The sequence below is a fragment of the Methylobacterium sp. BE186 genome (genome assembly GCF_031457035.1).
GTDB classification, from domain to species: domain Bacteria; phylum Pseudomonadota; class Alphaproteobacteria; order Rhizobiales; family Beijerinckiaceae; genus Methylobacterium; species Methylobacterium segetis.
The window spans coordinates 170,814-184,769 of record NZ_JAVDVV010000009.1 but is presented as its reverse complement, the minus strand read 5'-3'; the positions used below and the strand labels follow the sequence as shown (position 1 = coordinate 184,769).

Annotated in this window: 16 protein-coding genes; 8 read left to right on the top strand and 8 right to left on the bottom strand. The window is 65.4% G+C overall.

Annotated elements, in window-relative coordinates; translation table 11 throughout:
- Window positions 1-385: 385 nt before the first annotated feature.
- The 4 genes from J2X36_RS12585 (at window position 386) to J2X36_RS12570 (ending at window position 2,936) form a co-directional block, all read left to right on the top strand.
- The gene (locus J2X36_RS12585; RefSeq protein WP_310350084.1) at window positions 386-1,714 is read left to right on the top strand and encodes a PGN_0703 family putative restriction endonuclease; all 1,329 of its coding nucleotides are present in this window, start codon (window positions 386-388) and stop codon (window positions 1,712-1,714) included.
- Window positions 1,714-2,064, top strand: coding sequence for a DUF2958 domain-containing protein (locus tag J2X36_RS12580; protein ID WP_310350083.1), 351 nt, complete (start codon window positions 1,714-1,716; stop codon window positions 2,062-2,064). Before J2X36_RS12585 ends, J2X36_RS12580 begins: the two co-directional genes overlap by 1 nt.
- Window positions 2,061-2,312 (top strand): hypothetical protein, encoded by a 252-nt coding sequence (locus J2X36_RS12575; protein WP_310350081.1) that lies wholly within the window; start codon window positions 2,061-2,063, stop codon window positions 2,310-2,312. Before J2X36_RS12580 ends, J2X36_RS12575 begins: the two co-directional genes overlap by 4 nt.
- A gap of 159 nt (window positions 2,313-2,471) precedes the next feature.
- Entirely contained in the window at window positions 2,472-2,936 is a 465-nt protein-coding gene (locus tag J2X36_RS12570) for a hypothetical protein (protein WP_310350080.1), read from the top strand.
- A gap of 293 nt (window positions 2,937-3,229) precedes the next feature.
- On the opposite strand, the gene J2X36_RS12565 is transcribed toward J2X36_RS12570, so the two are convergent.
- Window positions 3,230-5,548 (bottom strand): MHYT domain-containing protein, encoded by a 2,319-nt coding sequence (locus tag J2X36_RS12565; RefSeq protein ID WP_310350078.1) that lies wholly within the window; start codon window positions 5,546-5,548, stop codon window positions 3,230-3,232.
- Between the two features lie 626 nt (window positions 5,549-6,174).
- The gene (locus tag J2X36_RS12560) at window positions 6,175-6,465 is read right to left on the bottom strand and encodes a hypothetical protein (protein WP_310350076.1); all 291 of its coding nucleotides are present in this window, start codon (window positions 6,463-6,465) and stop codon (window positions 6,175-6,177) included.
- A 479-nt stretch (window positions 6,466-6,944) separates the two neighbouring features.
- On the opposite strand from J2X36_RS12560, the gene J2X36_RS12555 reads away from it, so the two are divergent.
- Entirely contained in the window at window positions 6,945-7,190 is a 246-nt protein-coding gene (locus tag J2X36_RS12555; RefSeq protein WP_310350074.1) for a hypothetical protein, read from the top strand.
- Between the two features lie 208 nt (window positions 7,191-7,398).
- Here the strand turns inward: J2X36_RS12555 and J2X36_RS12550 are convergent, their stop codons facing one another.
- Together J2X36_RS12550 and J2X36_RS12545 are read right to left on the bottom strand one after the other, a co-directional pair.
- On the bottom strand, window positions 7,399-7,872 hold the full coding sequence (locus tag J2X36_RS12550; RefSeq protein ID WP_310350073.1) for a response regulator: 474 nt from the start codon (window positions 7,870-7,872) through the stop codon (window positions 7,399-7,401).
- A gap of 40 nt (window positions 7,873-7,912) precedes the next feature.
- Complete coding sequence (locus tag J2X36_RS12545) at window positions 7,913-8,365, bottom strand: BLUF domain-containing protein (RefSeq protein ID WP_310350071.1); 453 nt, start codon at window positions 8,363-8,365, stop codon at window positions 7,913-7,915.
- 216 nt (window positions 8,366-8,581) lie between these two features.
- Between J2X36_RS12545 and J2X36_RS12540 the strand changes: the two genes are divergently transcribed.
- Window positions 8,582-9,052, top strand: a complete 471-nt coding sequence (locus J2X36_RS12540) for a PAS domain-containing protein (protein WP_310350069.1) — start codon at window positions 8,582-8,584, stop codon at window positions 9,050-9,052.
- Window positions 9,053-9,095: 43 nt separating this feature from the next.
- Here J2X36_RS12540 and J2X36_RS12535 read toward each other — a convergent pair whose 3' ends face one another.
- The 4 genes from J2X36_RS12535 to J2X36_RS12520 form a co-directional block, all read right to left on the bottom strand.
- Window positions 9,096-9,878, bottom strand: a complete 783-nt coding sequence (locus J2X36_RS12535; protein WP_310350067.1) for an EAL domain-containing protein — start codon at window positions 9,876-9,878, stop codon at window positions 9,096-9,098.
- Window positions 9,879-10,180: 302 nt separating this feature from the next.
- Window positions 10,181-10,912, bottom strand: coding sequence for a Crp/Fnr family transcriptional regulator (locus J2X36_RS12530; RefSeq protein WP_310350065.1), 732 nt, complete (start codon window positions 10,910-10,912; stop codon window positions 10,181-10,183).
- Window positions 10,913-11,136: 224 nt separating this feature from the next.
- Window positions 11,137-11,397: a DUF6894 family protein gene (locus tag J2X36_RS12525; protein WP_310350063.1), complete on the bottom strand. Its 261-nt coding sequence runs from the start codon at window positions 11,395-11,397 to the stop codon at window positions 11,137-11,139.
- Between the two features lies 1 nt (window position 11,398).
- On the bottom strand, window positions 11,399-12,112 hold the full coding sequence (locus J2X36_RS12520) for a Crp/Fnr family transcriptional regulator (RefSeq protein ID WP_310350060.1): 714 nt from the start codon (window positions 12,110-12,112) through the stop codon (window positions 11,399-11,401).
- 270 nt (window positions 12,113-12,382) lie between these two features.
- On the opposite strand from J2X36_RS12520, the gene J2X36_RS12515 reads away from it, so the two are divergent.
- The gene (locus tag J2X36_RS12515; RefSeq protein WP_310350058.1) at window positions 12,383-13,543 is read left to right on the top strand and encodes a helix-turn-helix domain-containing protein; all 1,161 of its coding nucleotides are present in this window, start codon (window positions 12,383-12,385) and stop codon (window positions 13,541-13,543) included.
- Window positions 13,540-13,776 carry a hypothetical protein gene (locus tag J2X36_RS12510; RefSeq protein ID WP_310350056.1) on the top strand — a complete coding sequence of 79 codons (237 nt, stop codon included), beginning with the start codon at window positions 13,540-13,542 and terminating at the stop codon, window positions 13,774-13,776. Before J2X36_RS12515 ends, J2X36_RS12510 begins: the two co-directional genes overlap by 4 nt.
- Window positions 13,777-13,956 lie beyond the last annotated feature (180 nt).

The window sequence follows — 13,956 nt, the reverse complement described above, 5'->3', positions numbered from 1 at the left end:
GCGCAGTTCGCCGTCATCTTCGGCGAGCGCTTCACCCGGGCCATGGCGGCCTGATGTTCAACTCGCCGCCCACACACGGAATTTCCGATAGTCCCGCGCACTTTGGCCTGCGCGCTCGCTTGTTGCCGAGCTACATCAACGCGATACCCCTTCAACCCCGGCGCATGAGATCATCCGCCGGAAGGCGGCTGCCCCGCTACGCCGCCCTGCCTACAGGGAGGCACCTCTCCCTCCACCGCCGGGCTCTCTACCTAGCCCCGCCGGCGGGCCGCTACCGCCCTGCAGACCGCCTGGCGATCCACGTCTGCCGCCTTACTCCCAGCCGCCCGCAACTTCTCCTTACCCTGCATGAAGCTCTGGCTGCTCCGCACAGCCCGAGGTCCCCATGCCCCGCAGCACCTCTCCAGATACCCCCAATACCGCACCACTCGTCACGCAGCCTCTCACCCGCGCACCGCTCGTCCCTGAGTCACTGCTGCGCCAGCACGCCTGCTTCATTCCCGGCGACACCCGCTTCCGCGCCGCCGCCCGCCTGCGCCAGTCACTCTGGCGTGAGGAGCAAGGTCTACCCGCTGGCCTTCATCGCCCAGGCCGCACCCGCAACCTGCCGCGTCTACCGCTCGGCTCGCTCCTACAGCCCATCGACGCTGCCCACGGCCTGAACTTCCTCAGCCCCACCGTGCACGCCTTCGTCCGCCGCAGCCTCGTCCTCCGCGAGGAAGGCGCCATGGTCCACTACGAACGCCTGCACCGGAACCTGCTCTCCTCCGAGCCGCTCACCTACAACCTCTTTGTCCCGCTCGCCCTCAACCTCGACCTCGCCACGGCCGTCTTCCGCCAACTCCTGCCGGCCTTTGTCCATCAGGTCACGGCCATCCGCTTCGAGACCTCACCCGGCCGGCACGACCCCCAATACCTCGCCGACGGCACCGCCTTCGATGCCGCCATTTCGATTGTCACCTCGGATGGTGAACCGGGCACCGTCTTCATTGAGGTCAAGTACAGCGAGGGCTGCACCGGCCCGGCCGCCACGCATCGCCCCCGCTACGACGAAGCCAGCCGCGAGGCCGCCCTTCATCGCGACCCCAACGGCCCGGCGCTCCGCTCCACGATGCTGGAGCAATTCTGGCGCTTGCACCTCCTCGCGCAGCTCGCTGTCCGCCAGGGGATCACGCCACGCGCCCACCTCCTTGTCCTCTCTCCCCAGCTCAACCGCCGCGTCCGTAGCGCCACCCGCCTCTACGCCGCCGAACTCACCGATCCCGCGGGTTCATCGCCCGCCAAAGTCGGCTTCACCGCCCTCACGCTGGAGACCTTCATCGCCGCGCTCGCGCAGGCGGGCGGCGGCGCGGAAGCGGCTTACCTTCATCACCGCTACCTCGATTTTCAGCCTGTACTCGACCTCGTCCTCAGCGAGACAGCCGACCCTGACGACGAGCCGCCTCCGCCCGGCCCGATGCTCGCACTCCCGCCCCCTTCATCGGCCACGCTGAGCGACATCCTCCCATCTGATGTCTCAAGCCCCCTCGCAGCCACTCCTGGGCCGACGGCACAATCCGCAAAGCTTCAATCAACACCGCGAGCAAGGAGGTCTGCTACGCGGACAACCAAATGCCCCCCGCCTCGCTCTCGCCGGGCGAAAGCACTCTCCAAGCCGAAGCGCCAATCCGCGCCTTCGTCACCTGGCAACCGCTCAATTCAGGAGGTGCGCTGATGATCCAGCCCCTCCTCTCCCCTGCCCTGCGCGAGCAGCTCCTCGCCAACGGCCGCCGCACCGCTCGCGGCGAGGAGATCGACCCGCCCCCGGTGGTGAAGCTGTTCATGCCGGACGGCCCCGCCACCTGGCTTCTCACCGAACTCGACCCGACCGAGCCGACACGCGCTTTCGGCCTCTGCGATGCCGGTCTCGGCTCGCCTGAACTCGGTTACGTCTGCCTGCTCGAACTCGCGGCCCTCCGGGGCCGCCTTCGTCTGCCCGTCGAGCGCGACGTCCACTTCCGTGCTGGTCGCCCACTCTCGGCTTATGCGGCTGAGGCGCAGGCCGCTGGGAAGATCACCGCATGAACCAGATCCAGCATTCCCCGTCTCTCGCCGCGGATGATCCAGAAGACGCGCCAGTCCCGCACGTCACCCACGACCCCGACACCGGCCTACCCTGGCCAGACCCGACCGTGCCGGAACCGGAGTTCGTCTCCCTCGCGAGATTCCTCTTCGAGGCGGCCGCCGACGCCACCGACGGCTGCCTCGTCGAGCCCGACGGCATCTGCCGGCACGGACATCCCTCTTGGCTCCTGCGCCTCGGCGTCATCTGATCGACGTGCAGGACGCGCTGGCTCATAAGCCAGCGCGACAACGCTCCGCCCTCACCGCACGAACGAACTGCAGGCTGCAGTCCACTCTGGCCATATGGCTCCGCTTTACGAACACGCGCCCAGTCCGGTCGCGTTGGCGAGAAGTCGGAGATCACATCCATGGCCGCAACGATCCTGGCCGACCGCGTCGGCGAGCTGGCCAGCCTCGCGATGTCCCTGTGCCACACCATCATTGCACAAGGCGCGACGACGCCCGACACCATCACCATCCAACTCGATCAGCTCGCCCCTGAGCTATGCAGCGAAGAGCGCCAAGCCGTGCTACGCCTCGCTGCTTCGTTTGCTGCGGTCTTTGCAAGCGTCATGGATGAAGCGATGCTGAGTTCTGTCGATGCCGCGCAGTGGACGCACGGGATCGCTGCGTTCGCGCTCGAGTACCGCTGGGCCGGCTTCGACCTGCGGGTCTGTCTCGGTGATCATCCGGACGATGCCGAGAAGGACCAGCTCCGTGCCGAGGAGATCGAGTACTTTCGGCCCTCGTTAAGAGGCCTTCGTCCCAGTGACTTCGGCCGGATCTTCTGCGAGCAACTCGCGCGCACGCCAGCCCCGGTCGAAACTACCTGAGCCCAGCATGCTGGGCCAGCATTCCGCCCTGTGCCGGCGGCCTGCGAACGAAAAGCGGACGTTCCGCCTTGCGCCCATCTCGGCCGCTCAGCAGCTTTCTCCGGCATCCGAGAAGCGGACATCGGCTCAGGCCACATCACAGGTCTTAGTTGCGCCACTTCCAGACCCTGAAACTCGGGCTATCAGAGGGCTGCTCCTAACATCGAAGCACGCCAGCGATGCCGACAGTCGCTCTGCGAGGAACGCGTCGAGGGGGTAGAGGCAAATCTATGCTGTCCAAGGGCTTCTCACCGTCAAGCTTCGCCCACCCGCCCACGGAACGCGACTACCTTGCTGGCATCGTCAGCCGCGTGAAGCGCGTCGGCGACAGCCAGAGCGAGCGTGTCCTGATCGAAGGGCTTGCTCAGCCGAGGCAGGACCAGATGGTGTTCTGCCGGTGCTTCGGCGTAACCCGACGCCAGGATGACCGGCAATCCGGGCCGCTCGACTGCGATCTGCTCCGCCAACTGCGTTCCGGTCATGCCCGGCATGGCTTGGTCGGTAATGACGAGATCCAACCCGCGCGTGCGCCGCAGCAAGGCCAACGCCTCTTGACCTGAACGGGCCTCGATCACGCGGTGGCCGAGGTCCTCCAGCATCGCTGCCGTATTCTCCAGCACCAGCGGATCGTCGTCTGCCACCAGCACCGTCAGCGACCGCATCGGCGCGCGCCGCAGAACAGTAACGCTCGAAGCTTCTTCCCGCGTTGCCGTCGCCTCAGCCAAGGGGAGCCACATCTCCGCGGTCGTGCCCTCACCCAGACGGCTCTTGAGCAGAAAACGTCCTCGCGACTGCGCGGCCAAGCCCTGCACCATCGGGAGGCCGAGCCCCGTGCCATTGCCCACGCCCTTGGTGGTGAAGAACGGTTCCTGCGCCCGTGCCAAGGTCTCTGCGTCCATGCCTGTGCCTGTGTCTGTTACGGAGAGGCAGACGTAGCGGCCTTCCGGCAGTATGACCGCGTCCTCTTCACCCGCTTCGCGACCTGCGATTGTGATGGTGCCGCCTTCTGGCATGGCGTCGCGCGCGTTCACCGTGAGGTTGAGCAGCGCCAGTTCACACTGATGCGCATCCACCATCACGCGCGGCAGGCCGACTGGAAAGCGGGTCTCGATGCGCACGAGTGGCCCAATCGAGCGCTGGAGCAGGTCGGTCATGCCCCGGACCAGACCCGGTAGATCAACCACCTCGGGCTTAAGCTCCTGCCGCCGCGCGAAAGCCAGCATACGCTGCGTCAAGGCCGCTCCGCGCTGTGCGCCCTGAACCGCGTTGTCGAGCAGGCGGGTGAGTTTGGGGTCATCCGGCAGCCGCTTCCGCATCAGTTCGAGGCTGCCGAGCACAGCCATCAGCAGGTTGTTGAAGTCGTGGGCGACGCCGCCTGTGAGTTGACCGATGGCCTCCACCTTCTGGGCCTGAGCAAGTGCCTCACGGGCTTGATCCAGGGCCTCCTGGGCTTGCTTGCGCTCAGTGATGTCGCGCGTGACCTTAGCGTAGCCGACAAGCGGGCCCTGCTCGTTGCGGATCGCGTGGATGACCACGTTGGCCCAGAAGCGGCTGCCGTCCTTGCGCACCCGCCAGCCTTCGGCCTCGAAGCGTCCCTCCCGCGCCGCTGTCTCAAGGGCGGCCGCGGGAACGCCAGCCTGAAGATCCTCCTGCGTGTAGAAGCGTGACAGGTGGCTGCCCACGATCTCCTTGGCTGTGTAGCCCTTGATGCGCTCGGCACCCGTGTTCCAGTTTGCGATCCGGCCCTCTGGATCGAGCATGAAGATGGCGTAGTCACTCACGCTCTGGAGCAACAGCCGAAAGCGCTCCTCGCTCGCGCGCAGCGCGGTAGCCTCGCGTTCGGATGCCTGCGAGAGGTGCCGGTCGAACATGGCGGCGGCAAGCGCCAGCACGAGGATCAGGAAGGTTGTGCCGGTGACCCAGAGCGCGAGATGCGTCTGGCCGACGCTCGCTGTCCCACGCGCATGATCAACGAGAGCATGAGCATCGAACACGGAACCTTGCATCGCGGCGTAGTGCATTCCCGAGACGGCAAGCCCCATGATGATAGCGGCGAGCAGCCGTTGCCGGACCCCGGTCTGATTGAAGGCAAGCCATAGGGCGGCAACGGCTGCGCCAATGGCAATGAGGATCGAGACAGCGACCCAGAGGTGGTCGTAGTGCAGGTCGGCGGGCACGCGCATCGCGGCCATGCCGGTGTAGTGCATACCGGCAATGCCAAGGCCCATGACGAGGCCACTCAGGCACAGAGCGACGGGTCCTGCGCCGGGCCGGTTGACGACGAAGAAGCCTAGCCCCGTGACGGCGATGGGCAGAGCCAGCGAGATGAGGGTCAGGCGCAGATCGTAGCCGACCTCCAGTCCCGGCAGGCTGAAGGCCAGCATGGCGACGAAGTGCATCGACCAGATGCCCCCACCCATCGCGATGGCAGCGGTGACGAGCCACGCTCGGCTGGACCAGCCGGAGGCGGCGCGCATTCGTGTGGCAAGGTCGAGAGCGGTGTAGGACGCAGCGGCGGCGATCAGGACCGAGAGGGCGACGAGGACGGCGTCGTGGGTTCCGGCGTGGGGCATCCTAGCGAAACACCTACTGGCCTCGTTCAATGAGTTTGGGCCGGCGCTTCCGATCCGCCGGGCGGCGTGTGGCACCCCACGCGTTCGAAGATGCAGAGGCTATGCAACTCTGGGTGTCAATTGCTTGGGCTAGTGCCTGCACCGTTGCGGCTGCCATCGCCTTCCTGAGTTCATGGCTCTGTGGAGCCCACAATCAGTCCGCGCCGTCCCTCTCGTCCGGAACTGCATCACGCCAGTTCGCGTTGCAGAGCCAATCCGAACAGCCAAGGTGAGCGGGATGACCAGCGCTGAAGATGCACGCGTGAGTGGCAACGGACCGAGCCCGATTCAGGCCAGCCTCGGGTTCTCGCTCTCGCTTGTTACGCTTGTGGGCTGCGTCGTCGGCCTCGGGATGGTCGCGTAACCGCTACTTGGTCCGCCATAGCGCGCGGATGAGGCCGAGGTTGCCGAGGGCGAGCAGCCGCCGCCAGAGGGGGCCGGGCCGGCATGGGTGAGGATCACCGCGCCGGCCGGCGGCGCGAGGGCGTGGGCATCATCCCCGGCCGGGTCAAGCGGCCGACCAGCGCCGGGAAGCGCACCGGGCCAAACAGCGCGAGCAGCACCGTGGGGTTGCCAATCAGGAGGCGTCAGCCGCGGCCTCGTGATCTCTGCTCAACCACCTGCGCCGCCGCACCGATGTCGGCGCTCATCTCACCGAGTAGGCTGAGGCCCTGATGCAGGCTCTCGCGGATACGGCGTAGCTGAGCAAAGGCAGCGTTGGTCTCGCTCTGGAGTGTACCGAGCGCCAGCCGCTCCGCCTCAGACATGCCATCGTCGCAGGCACGGCTGGTCTCGCACAGCGCCATGCCGCGCGCACGCAGTTCGAGCTTTGCCAGCGAGCCGGCAAGTGCCTCGATGGCACTCAGCGCCTTCGCCATAGCGGTGGCGTTCTCGCGAAGCTGCATTCGGGTCGCGGCGGTTGCCGCTGGATTTGAGATGCGTCGGCTGTGTGACATCGGGTGCCCCCTCTCTCCCGCGGAGACCGGTTCAATAGTCGCGGCCGGCTCAGGCCACTCTGACTGTTGAAGCGCCTTGAGAGGATCGAGGCGCGGCGGCCCAAAGGGCGCATCACGAAGCTGGTCAATCTCGCCGGGCATCCAAGGGGGTGGTGGCGGACGCTGTGACCAACTGGGGGCAGTGGGTGGCGCATGGACGGGCAAATCGCACTGGCGACACCCTCATCATCCACGCCCCGAAGCTGACGGTTGAGGAATGGATAGCCCAGACGGCCAAGGAGCGCGGGGAACCTGTCCATTGAACTGGGATCTAGGCCCCGCATGCGTTGATGCTGCGCAACGTTTGACACGAAAAGCTGGTTGGTTTTGTCAGGCGGACGCCGCTTCAAGGATGCCCGGTGATGATCTGGCGGCGAGAGCTTTACGCGAGCCCGAATGGCGACCGCTGGTTCCTAGTGCTTGACGACGAGAAGGGTCGTCCCTTCATTGTGCACGAGCCGAACCGAGCCTCCGGCGGTTCTCCGACCGAATTCGAGGTCGGATCCTTCCTCGTTGCTGGCGGCGGAGGCCCCGAGCATCAGGAACTCCTTCGTCTGATCGGGACACTGGCAGAGCATGAGGAAGCCGGGAACGATCTGTGGGTCTGAAGCACTCGCATTGGGAGCCGACGGGACGCGCCTGAGAAGGCAACAGCCGCCGCTCACAGTCGAGGAGTGGACGGCCGCTCTACACGCCGCGGGATGGCCTGCACTAAGCGGCTCTCGCGCGCCCGTGCGCATTGCTCCCAATTGAGCATGTGCGACCGCGCTCTCGCGCGGGCGTGCGTACTGGTCGCAGACGCGAAGGAAGTGGCCGTCAAGCGGCTAGAGCCTGCCCTTGAGGTTTGCGTGGCTGCGGGATCAGCAGGCTCTTGACCACTGTGTAAGGCCGAGGCCGGTTGATCACCTCATCCAGCCTGGACCACAGCGTCTTCGGCGAAAATGGCTTGGCGATAACCTCGTTGACGCCGAGCCGCACCGCCCGCTCAACGCGATCCTTGCGGGGCTGCGCCATCATTAGGATCATAGGGACAGTCGGACACGGCGAGGTGGAGTAGTCCCGCACCAGCCGGATGAACTCCTCACCTGAGAGGATAGCAAGATCCCAGTCCACAATGACGAGATCGGGCTTACTCTCAGTGAGGGCGCCGAGCGCCTCTGCTCCATCTGGCGCTTCCAGCATTCGCCGGATGCCCGTGCGCAGCAGCATGTCTCGCACAATGCGGCGGATGTAGAGGCTCTCATCCACCACAAGGACCGCGAGGTCCGGGAATACCGGGGCGCCAATCATCGGCGGCAGGGCGTGCTCGAATGGCCCAGTCCGTCTGTTCTCAGCTAGCTAGGCGCTGGCCTTGGCGCTTGGCCTTCTCGAAGGCTTGCAGATCAAGCGCAAGGGCTACGATCTGGGTGCTCTTCAGTCGCACCGGATCCATCGCGCTGCCGATCCCATGCTGCAGATAGACCTCCTGCACCTCAGGCGTGCGCATCGCTCCGCCCATCGTCCAGTTCGGGAACAGGCGCGCCTCGACATCGCGCACGTTGATGATCGTCGTGCCGCTGTGGCGGGTGTCCCTCGCGATGCGGTTGTAGGTCTCCGTTACTTTGGCTCGATCGCCCTCCAGGATCTGCACGAACCATGTCTTGTCAAAGATCAGGAAGCCCGTGATACCATCCCGGCCGTTATTGCGCTGAGAGGCTGAGACGATCTCTCGTAGGTTCGTCAGCATAGCCCGGTCGCCGCCCGGTACGGTGTTGCGGCTATAGTAGACGAGCTGATGGATCATTTGCGGCACGCCTTGTGTCAGGGGGGAGGGGCTGGAAAGGAGGGGAGCCGCTGCTGCACAGGGGAGCTGAGTGCTCTGCCTCGTCACCCCTGCAAGCTGCTCCCGATCCGCTAAGATTTCCTGAATTTCCGCATACAAGTTGCCCTGTGCCGGGCGCCCACTTCGAGGAAAGAGTTAACGCTTTCCGATTTAGGCTTCGCTGCAGGAGGATGCGATGTGACCCTCGTGGAGCTTGTCAGGCTGTTTGCCGAACCGCTCGATCTGGCTGTGCTGGTGACCGATTGTAATCTGGAACGGCCCGGACCGACGATCCTGTACGCCAACCCGGCTTTCGCGCGCATGAGTGGCTACGCTGTCTCAGAGGTTCTGGGCGCCTCGCCGCGCCTGCTGCAGGGGGCGGGCACGAACCGGCAGGCGGCACGTGCTGTCCTGCCTCGCGTGCGGGCTGAAGGACGCTTTCACGGTGTTCTGGAGAACTACCGCAGGGCGGGTGAGACGTATTTGTGCGAGATCGACGTGCGTCCGATCTGCGGCGCAGACGGGCAGCCGGCAGCCTTCATCGCGTTTGAACGCGAGGTGGTGCGGCGTCGCGGCCGACCCTCACAGGATGGCGCAGGTCGCTATCGGGCCATTGCGAATGTGGCTTTACCGCTGCCGCTCTGCGCCGAGCCCACCCTATTCGCCTAAGGTCTGTGGGCTGGGTTCTCTTTAGGCGAGGTGTCTGCCTCGATCAGGCAGCACGCATATGGGCGGCAGCTGCCGCTGCGGGAAAGTGCACGTCAGGTAGGCTTGCGAGAGCGGGCTTTGCGAACAGGTAGCCCTGGAACAGAGTGATGCCCGCGGCGCGCAGCGTTAGGAGTTCGGCTTCCGTCTCGATGCCTTCCGCGATCACCGACACGCCGAGGGCTCGCGCCATCGTTGTCACGCAGGCGATGATGGTCTGGCGTGCCGGCGATGTCCCGATGCCGCGGATCAGATCCATATCGATCTTGATGAAGTCCGGTTGAAAGCTCGCGAGCAGGTTGAGACCGGCGTAGCCCGCGCCGAAGTCGTCCAGCGCTGTCGAGAAGCCCTGTTTGCGGTACTCGGCAATGATGCGCTGGACATGAGCGACGTCCACCATGCGCTCGTTCTCGGTGAACTCAAACATGATTTGCCGATGCGCAAAGCCGACGCGACGTGCAGCGTCGAGTGTGGCGCGGATGCAGGCAGCTGGCTCGTAGACGGCATTGGGCATGAAGTTGATCGAGAGCCTGGTCTCAGCGCCAAGTGGGAACAGCGCTCCGGCAAGCTCGATCGCCTTGACGCGGCAAGCCTGGTCGAACTTGTAGCGGTTGGCCTCGTCAACCATGCCAAGGATGTGGCCTGCGCCTTGTCCGTCGATGCCCCGGACCAGTGCCTCGTAGCCCCAGACGGTATTCTCGGCGATGTCCACGATGGGGTGGAACGCCATGGTAAAGTCGAAGGGCAAGGCGTCGCCGCCCTTGCACCCAACACAACCAGCCCTGGTCATCGTGGCTTCCTCAGACCCTCCCCCGATGAGACGATCTCACGGCACTACTTTGCGCTTCGTGAAGATCACCCGTGCAGGGCAAGGGGCACTGGCTGATGCAGCCGCCGCTCACGGTCGAGGAGTGGACGGCACGCTATACGCCAACGGACGGACACCTGGATTGAACCGTTCCACAGGGTTCTCAAACGTTCCCCGGCCGCGCGTCCCGGAAGCCCGAGACCACTCTCTTGGAACAGATCTGGAACGTTCCATTAGGGCAAGCCCTATTGGAACAGCGCCAGCAGGTGCTGGCTCTGGGCTCATCATCCGGAGTGCGGAGGCGGCTTGTCCCTGAACGGGCCGATCACGCGCTCATACTCGGCCTCGGCCGGGCCGTAGCTCTTGCCCGCAAGGTCGTAGAGCATCCCGCGATCCCGAACGATGATCAGGGCACGCTGGGCACGAATGGCGCCGTACCCTTCAACCGCCTGCACCGCGAGCGTCACACTGGAGCGCTGGGCTGCCAGCATGATGGCTAGGAAGTCGTGCGTGAGCGGCAACTCGTCGCCTTCTAGTCGGTCGTGAGCCATGAGGATCCAGCGTGCCAGCCGCTCCTCGATGGTGTTGGCGGCGTTCGACATGGCCGTCTGGCTCACGGTCATCATCTGTATGTGAGCGTAGCGCAGCAGCAGGTCGTGCAAGGTAGGACTGCATTGGATCGCACCGCGCAGAGCTTTGACCCTGATCCGCAGCCAAGGGCCGCCGACCTGGACCAAGATCTCGTGAGGCGTCCGATCCGAGCCGAGCAGAGTGGCGGTGCTGACCATGCCCTCAAAGCCGAAGCAGCCCACCTCGATCCTGCGGCCCTCGCCTGTGACCATGAGGTTCGACGACAATCCGCCTTCTGGGAAGTAGGCGAACTCCAAGGGATCACCGATAGAAGCGAGGACATCGCCCTTGTGGACGTCCACCCGCTCGAACTGAGGCAGGAGCTGATCCAGCTCGCGGGGCGGCAACGCCTGCAGCAGGCGGTTGCGCGTCGTCGATACACTCATTTAGCACTCCAGCCCTTCTCGCCCGCAGGCAAGAGCTGAACCTGCCCGTATCCTGGAAGGAGCCTGCGGCTGGATGCAAGCCTGGCAGGGGCGAGGCGAGCGCCGCGGAGGACGCTCCCACAATGCCTAAGCCACCAGCGGCTTCACGGCTCAGGTCTGCCTGAGTGGAACAGCTTTGAACGTTCCGCTAGGGTACGCCCTCTCGGACGCGATGCTGATCCCCCTCAGTCCCAGCCTTCCTCGACCGGCACAGTGTCGCTGAACGGCACCGTCAGCACGGGTTGGCCGCTCTCGTCCATGATCTCGAACGAGCACACCATCCAGTCCCGGATCATTGTGAGACGCTCCCGCGCGATCGAGATCCGAGCCATGGACAAGGCGTGCTCGCGCGCCGCGTTCACGTCCGCGAACTCCTCACCCTCTGGGTCCACAGCGAGACCGGCAGGTCCGGGGCGATGCCGGACGTTGAAGAAGTAGAGGGGCATCTCAGGCTCCCTCGATCAGGCGGGCAAACTCGGCCTCGGGCAGGCCGTAGCCGTCGTCCGCTACTGCCTCTAGCGCATTGCGGTTCAGGATCGTGATGCGCCCGCGCCGGGCCCTGATCAGGCCGTGCCCCTCCAGCGACTGGATCGCCAGGGTCGTGCTGGAGCGCTGCGTGCCCAGCATCAGCGACAGGAACTCGTGCGTGAGGCGCATCTCATCCCCATCGAGCCGGTCCTGGCACATCAGCAGCCAGCGGGCGAGGCGCACGTCGATGTTGTAGGTCGCGTTCGCGAAGGCGGTCTGCGCCGTCTGGATGATCTGCACCTGGACCGAGCGCAGCAGCAGCTTGCGCAGGCTCGGGCTCTCGCTCACGGCCGCACAGAGCGCGTCCGTGTCGATGCTCAGCATCTCGCCCGCGCTCTGGATGAAGTGGTGGTGCGGCGTGCGGTCGGAGCCGAGCAGCACGGGCGAGGCGCCCACCAGCCCTTCACGGCCGATGATGCCGATCTCGACCCGTCCGCCTGAGCCTGCGGTCGTGATCGAGCTGAAGCCGACCTCGGGGAAGAACAGCTGCCGGATCGCTGTATTGGGTGCGATCAGCGTCTGCCGCAGCTCGGTCGTCACCCGCTCCAGGTGTGGGTGGAGCAGCGCGAAGTCGTCGGCCGAGAGCGCCTTCAGCAGGCGGTTGCGGACGCTGGAATGTTGAGGCTGAGACACGGCTCTGCTCCCAAGAGGGGCAAGAGCACACGCTGTCTCCCAAGCGCCTGCGCCCGGATCACCGGCAGGCGATAGCTTCAATGTACGGGCTGCGGCCGATCAGTTCAAGCGAGGACTTCCGTTGGTGTGGTAGCCCAAATTTCGCTCGGTGGGGTACCACACCGAGGTTCGGGGGCATCTTCCGCAGCTTTTCACTCAGGTTTATAGCAACGGTTACTGAGCCCCCCCTGCGATTGGAGGAGCAAACGGCTCAGGTAGCCGGAGCCTTGCATGAACCGGATGAGCCAGCAGCCCGTGGTCCTCCTGACCGAAGTCGATCCGCTGATCGGCGTGGACCTGAGTGACGCCCTGGAGAAGGCGGGCTACCGCGTGCTCGGGCCCGTCGACACGATGGCGGAGGCCTTGCGCCATCTGGAGCAGGACAAGCCCACCCTGGCGATCATCGACGTGCTGCTGAAGGACGGCTGCTGCACCGCCTTGGCTCGCGAGCTGCGCCAACGCGGCGTGCCCTTCCTCGTGCATTCAGATTTCCGGCAGGATCAGCGTCTGAACGGCGAGTTCCAGGGCGTGCCCTGGCTCAGCAAGCCGGCTTCGCCCGAGGATATGGTGGCGCTCTGTGGCGAGCTATCCTTGGCAGTCTCTGCGCCCGCGCCTGAGGTGCCGAGTTCCAAGCCCGCCGCGCCCATTCGGCTGGTCCATCGGACGACCGGCACCAGCAACCCGTTCGCACGCAAGCTGGAGGGCTTCGTGGCGCTGACCGACGCGGATCGGGCGCTGCTGGAGCAGATCAGTGCCAGCCCGCGCATCGTCCAGCCGCACACCGACCTCGTGCGCGAGGGCGACAAGCCTGATGGCGTGTTCCTGATCATGGGCGGCTTCGCCTGCCGGCATAAGCTCCGGGCCAGCGGCGCGCACCAGATCATGGCCTACCTGCTGCCGGGCGACCTCTGCGATCTCGACGTGGCGCTCCTCGACACGATGGATCACACACTTACCACGCTGTCAGTCTGCAGGGTGGTACACATCGCCCCCGAGACGGTCGCGCAGCTGATGGAGCACCCGCAGATTGCCCGGGCGCTGCGCATGAGCACGCTGGTGGACGAGGCGACCCTGCGCGAGTGGCTGGTCAACGTCGGCCGCCGCTCGGCGGACGAGCGGATCGCGCATCTGTTCTGCGAGCTTCTGCTGCGGTTGCAGGCGGTCGGGCTCGCGACCGAGAACAGCTACGAGTTGCCGCTGACGCAGGTGGACTTGGCTGACACCACGGGTCTGACGAACGTGCATGTGAACCGCACACTGCAGAGCCTGCGGCGACAGGGGCTAATCGAGCTGCAGGGTCGGCGCCTGACAATTCTGAACCCGCCGCGGCTGCGGGCGTTGGCTGAGTTCAAGCCCAACTACCTGCACCTGGGAGAGCGTGCCGCCGCATGAACTTCCGTCTTCAGCCCGTGCAGGTCGCGACCGGAAGCGCCGACGCCGAGAGCCAGCTCGTCTTCGTGGACGGCTTTCTCGTCGCGGTGCTGGTGCGCCTGTCGGACGAGCACGAGGAGGAGGCCGGGCTGTGGTTCCTGGAGGCTGGGTTCGGGCCGGTTGATCATTCGGACCCGCCCAAGTTCGCCGATCTCGACGAAGCACAGGCGTGGATTGCGGACCAGCTCTCATAGCCACCCTTGATGCGGCTCGGCAGGCTCCATAACGCCCAGTCGGCGAACCACGCCGCAGCCGAAGGACGCCTGCTAAGTTCCGCTGGAGCAAGCCCTATTGGAACGCTGTCTGCCTGAGGCGGCTCTCGCGGTGCGCACAATCCCTTCTGCAGCAGCCAGAACGGTGGGATATCACACCAA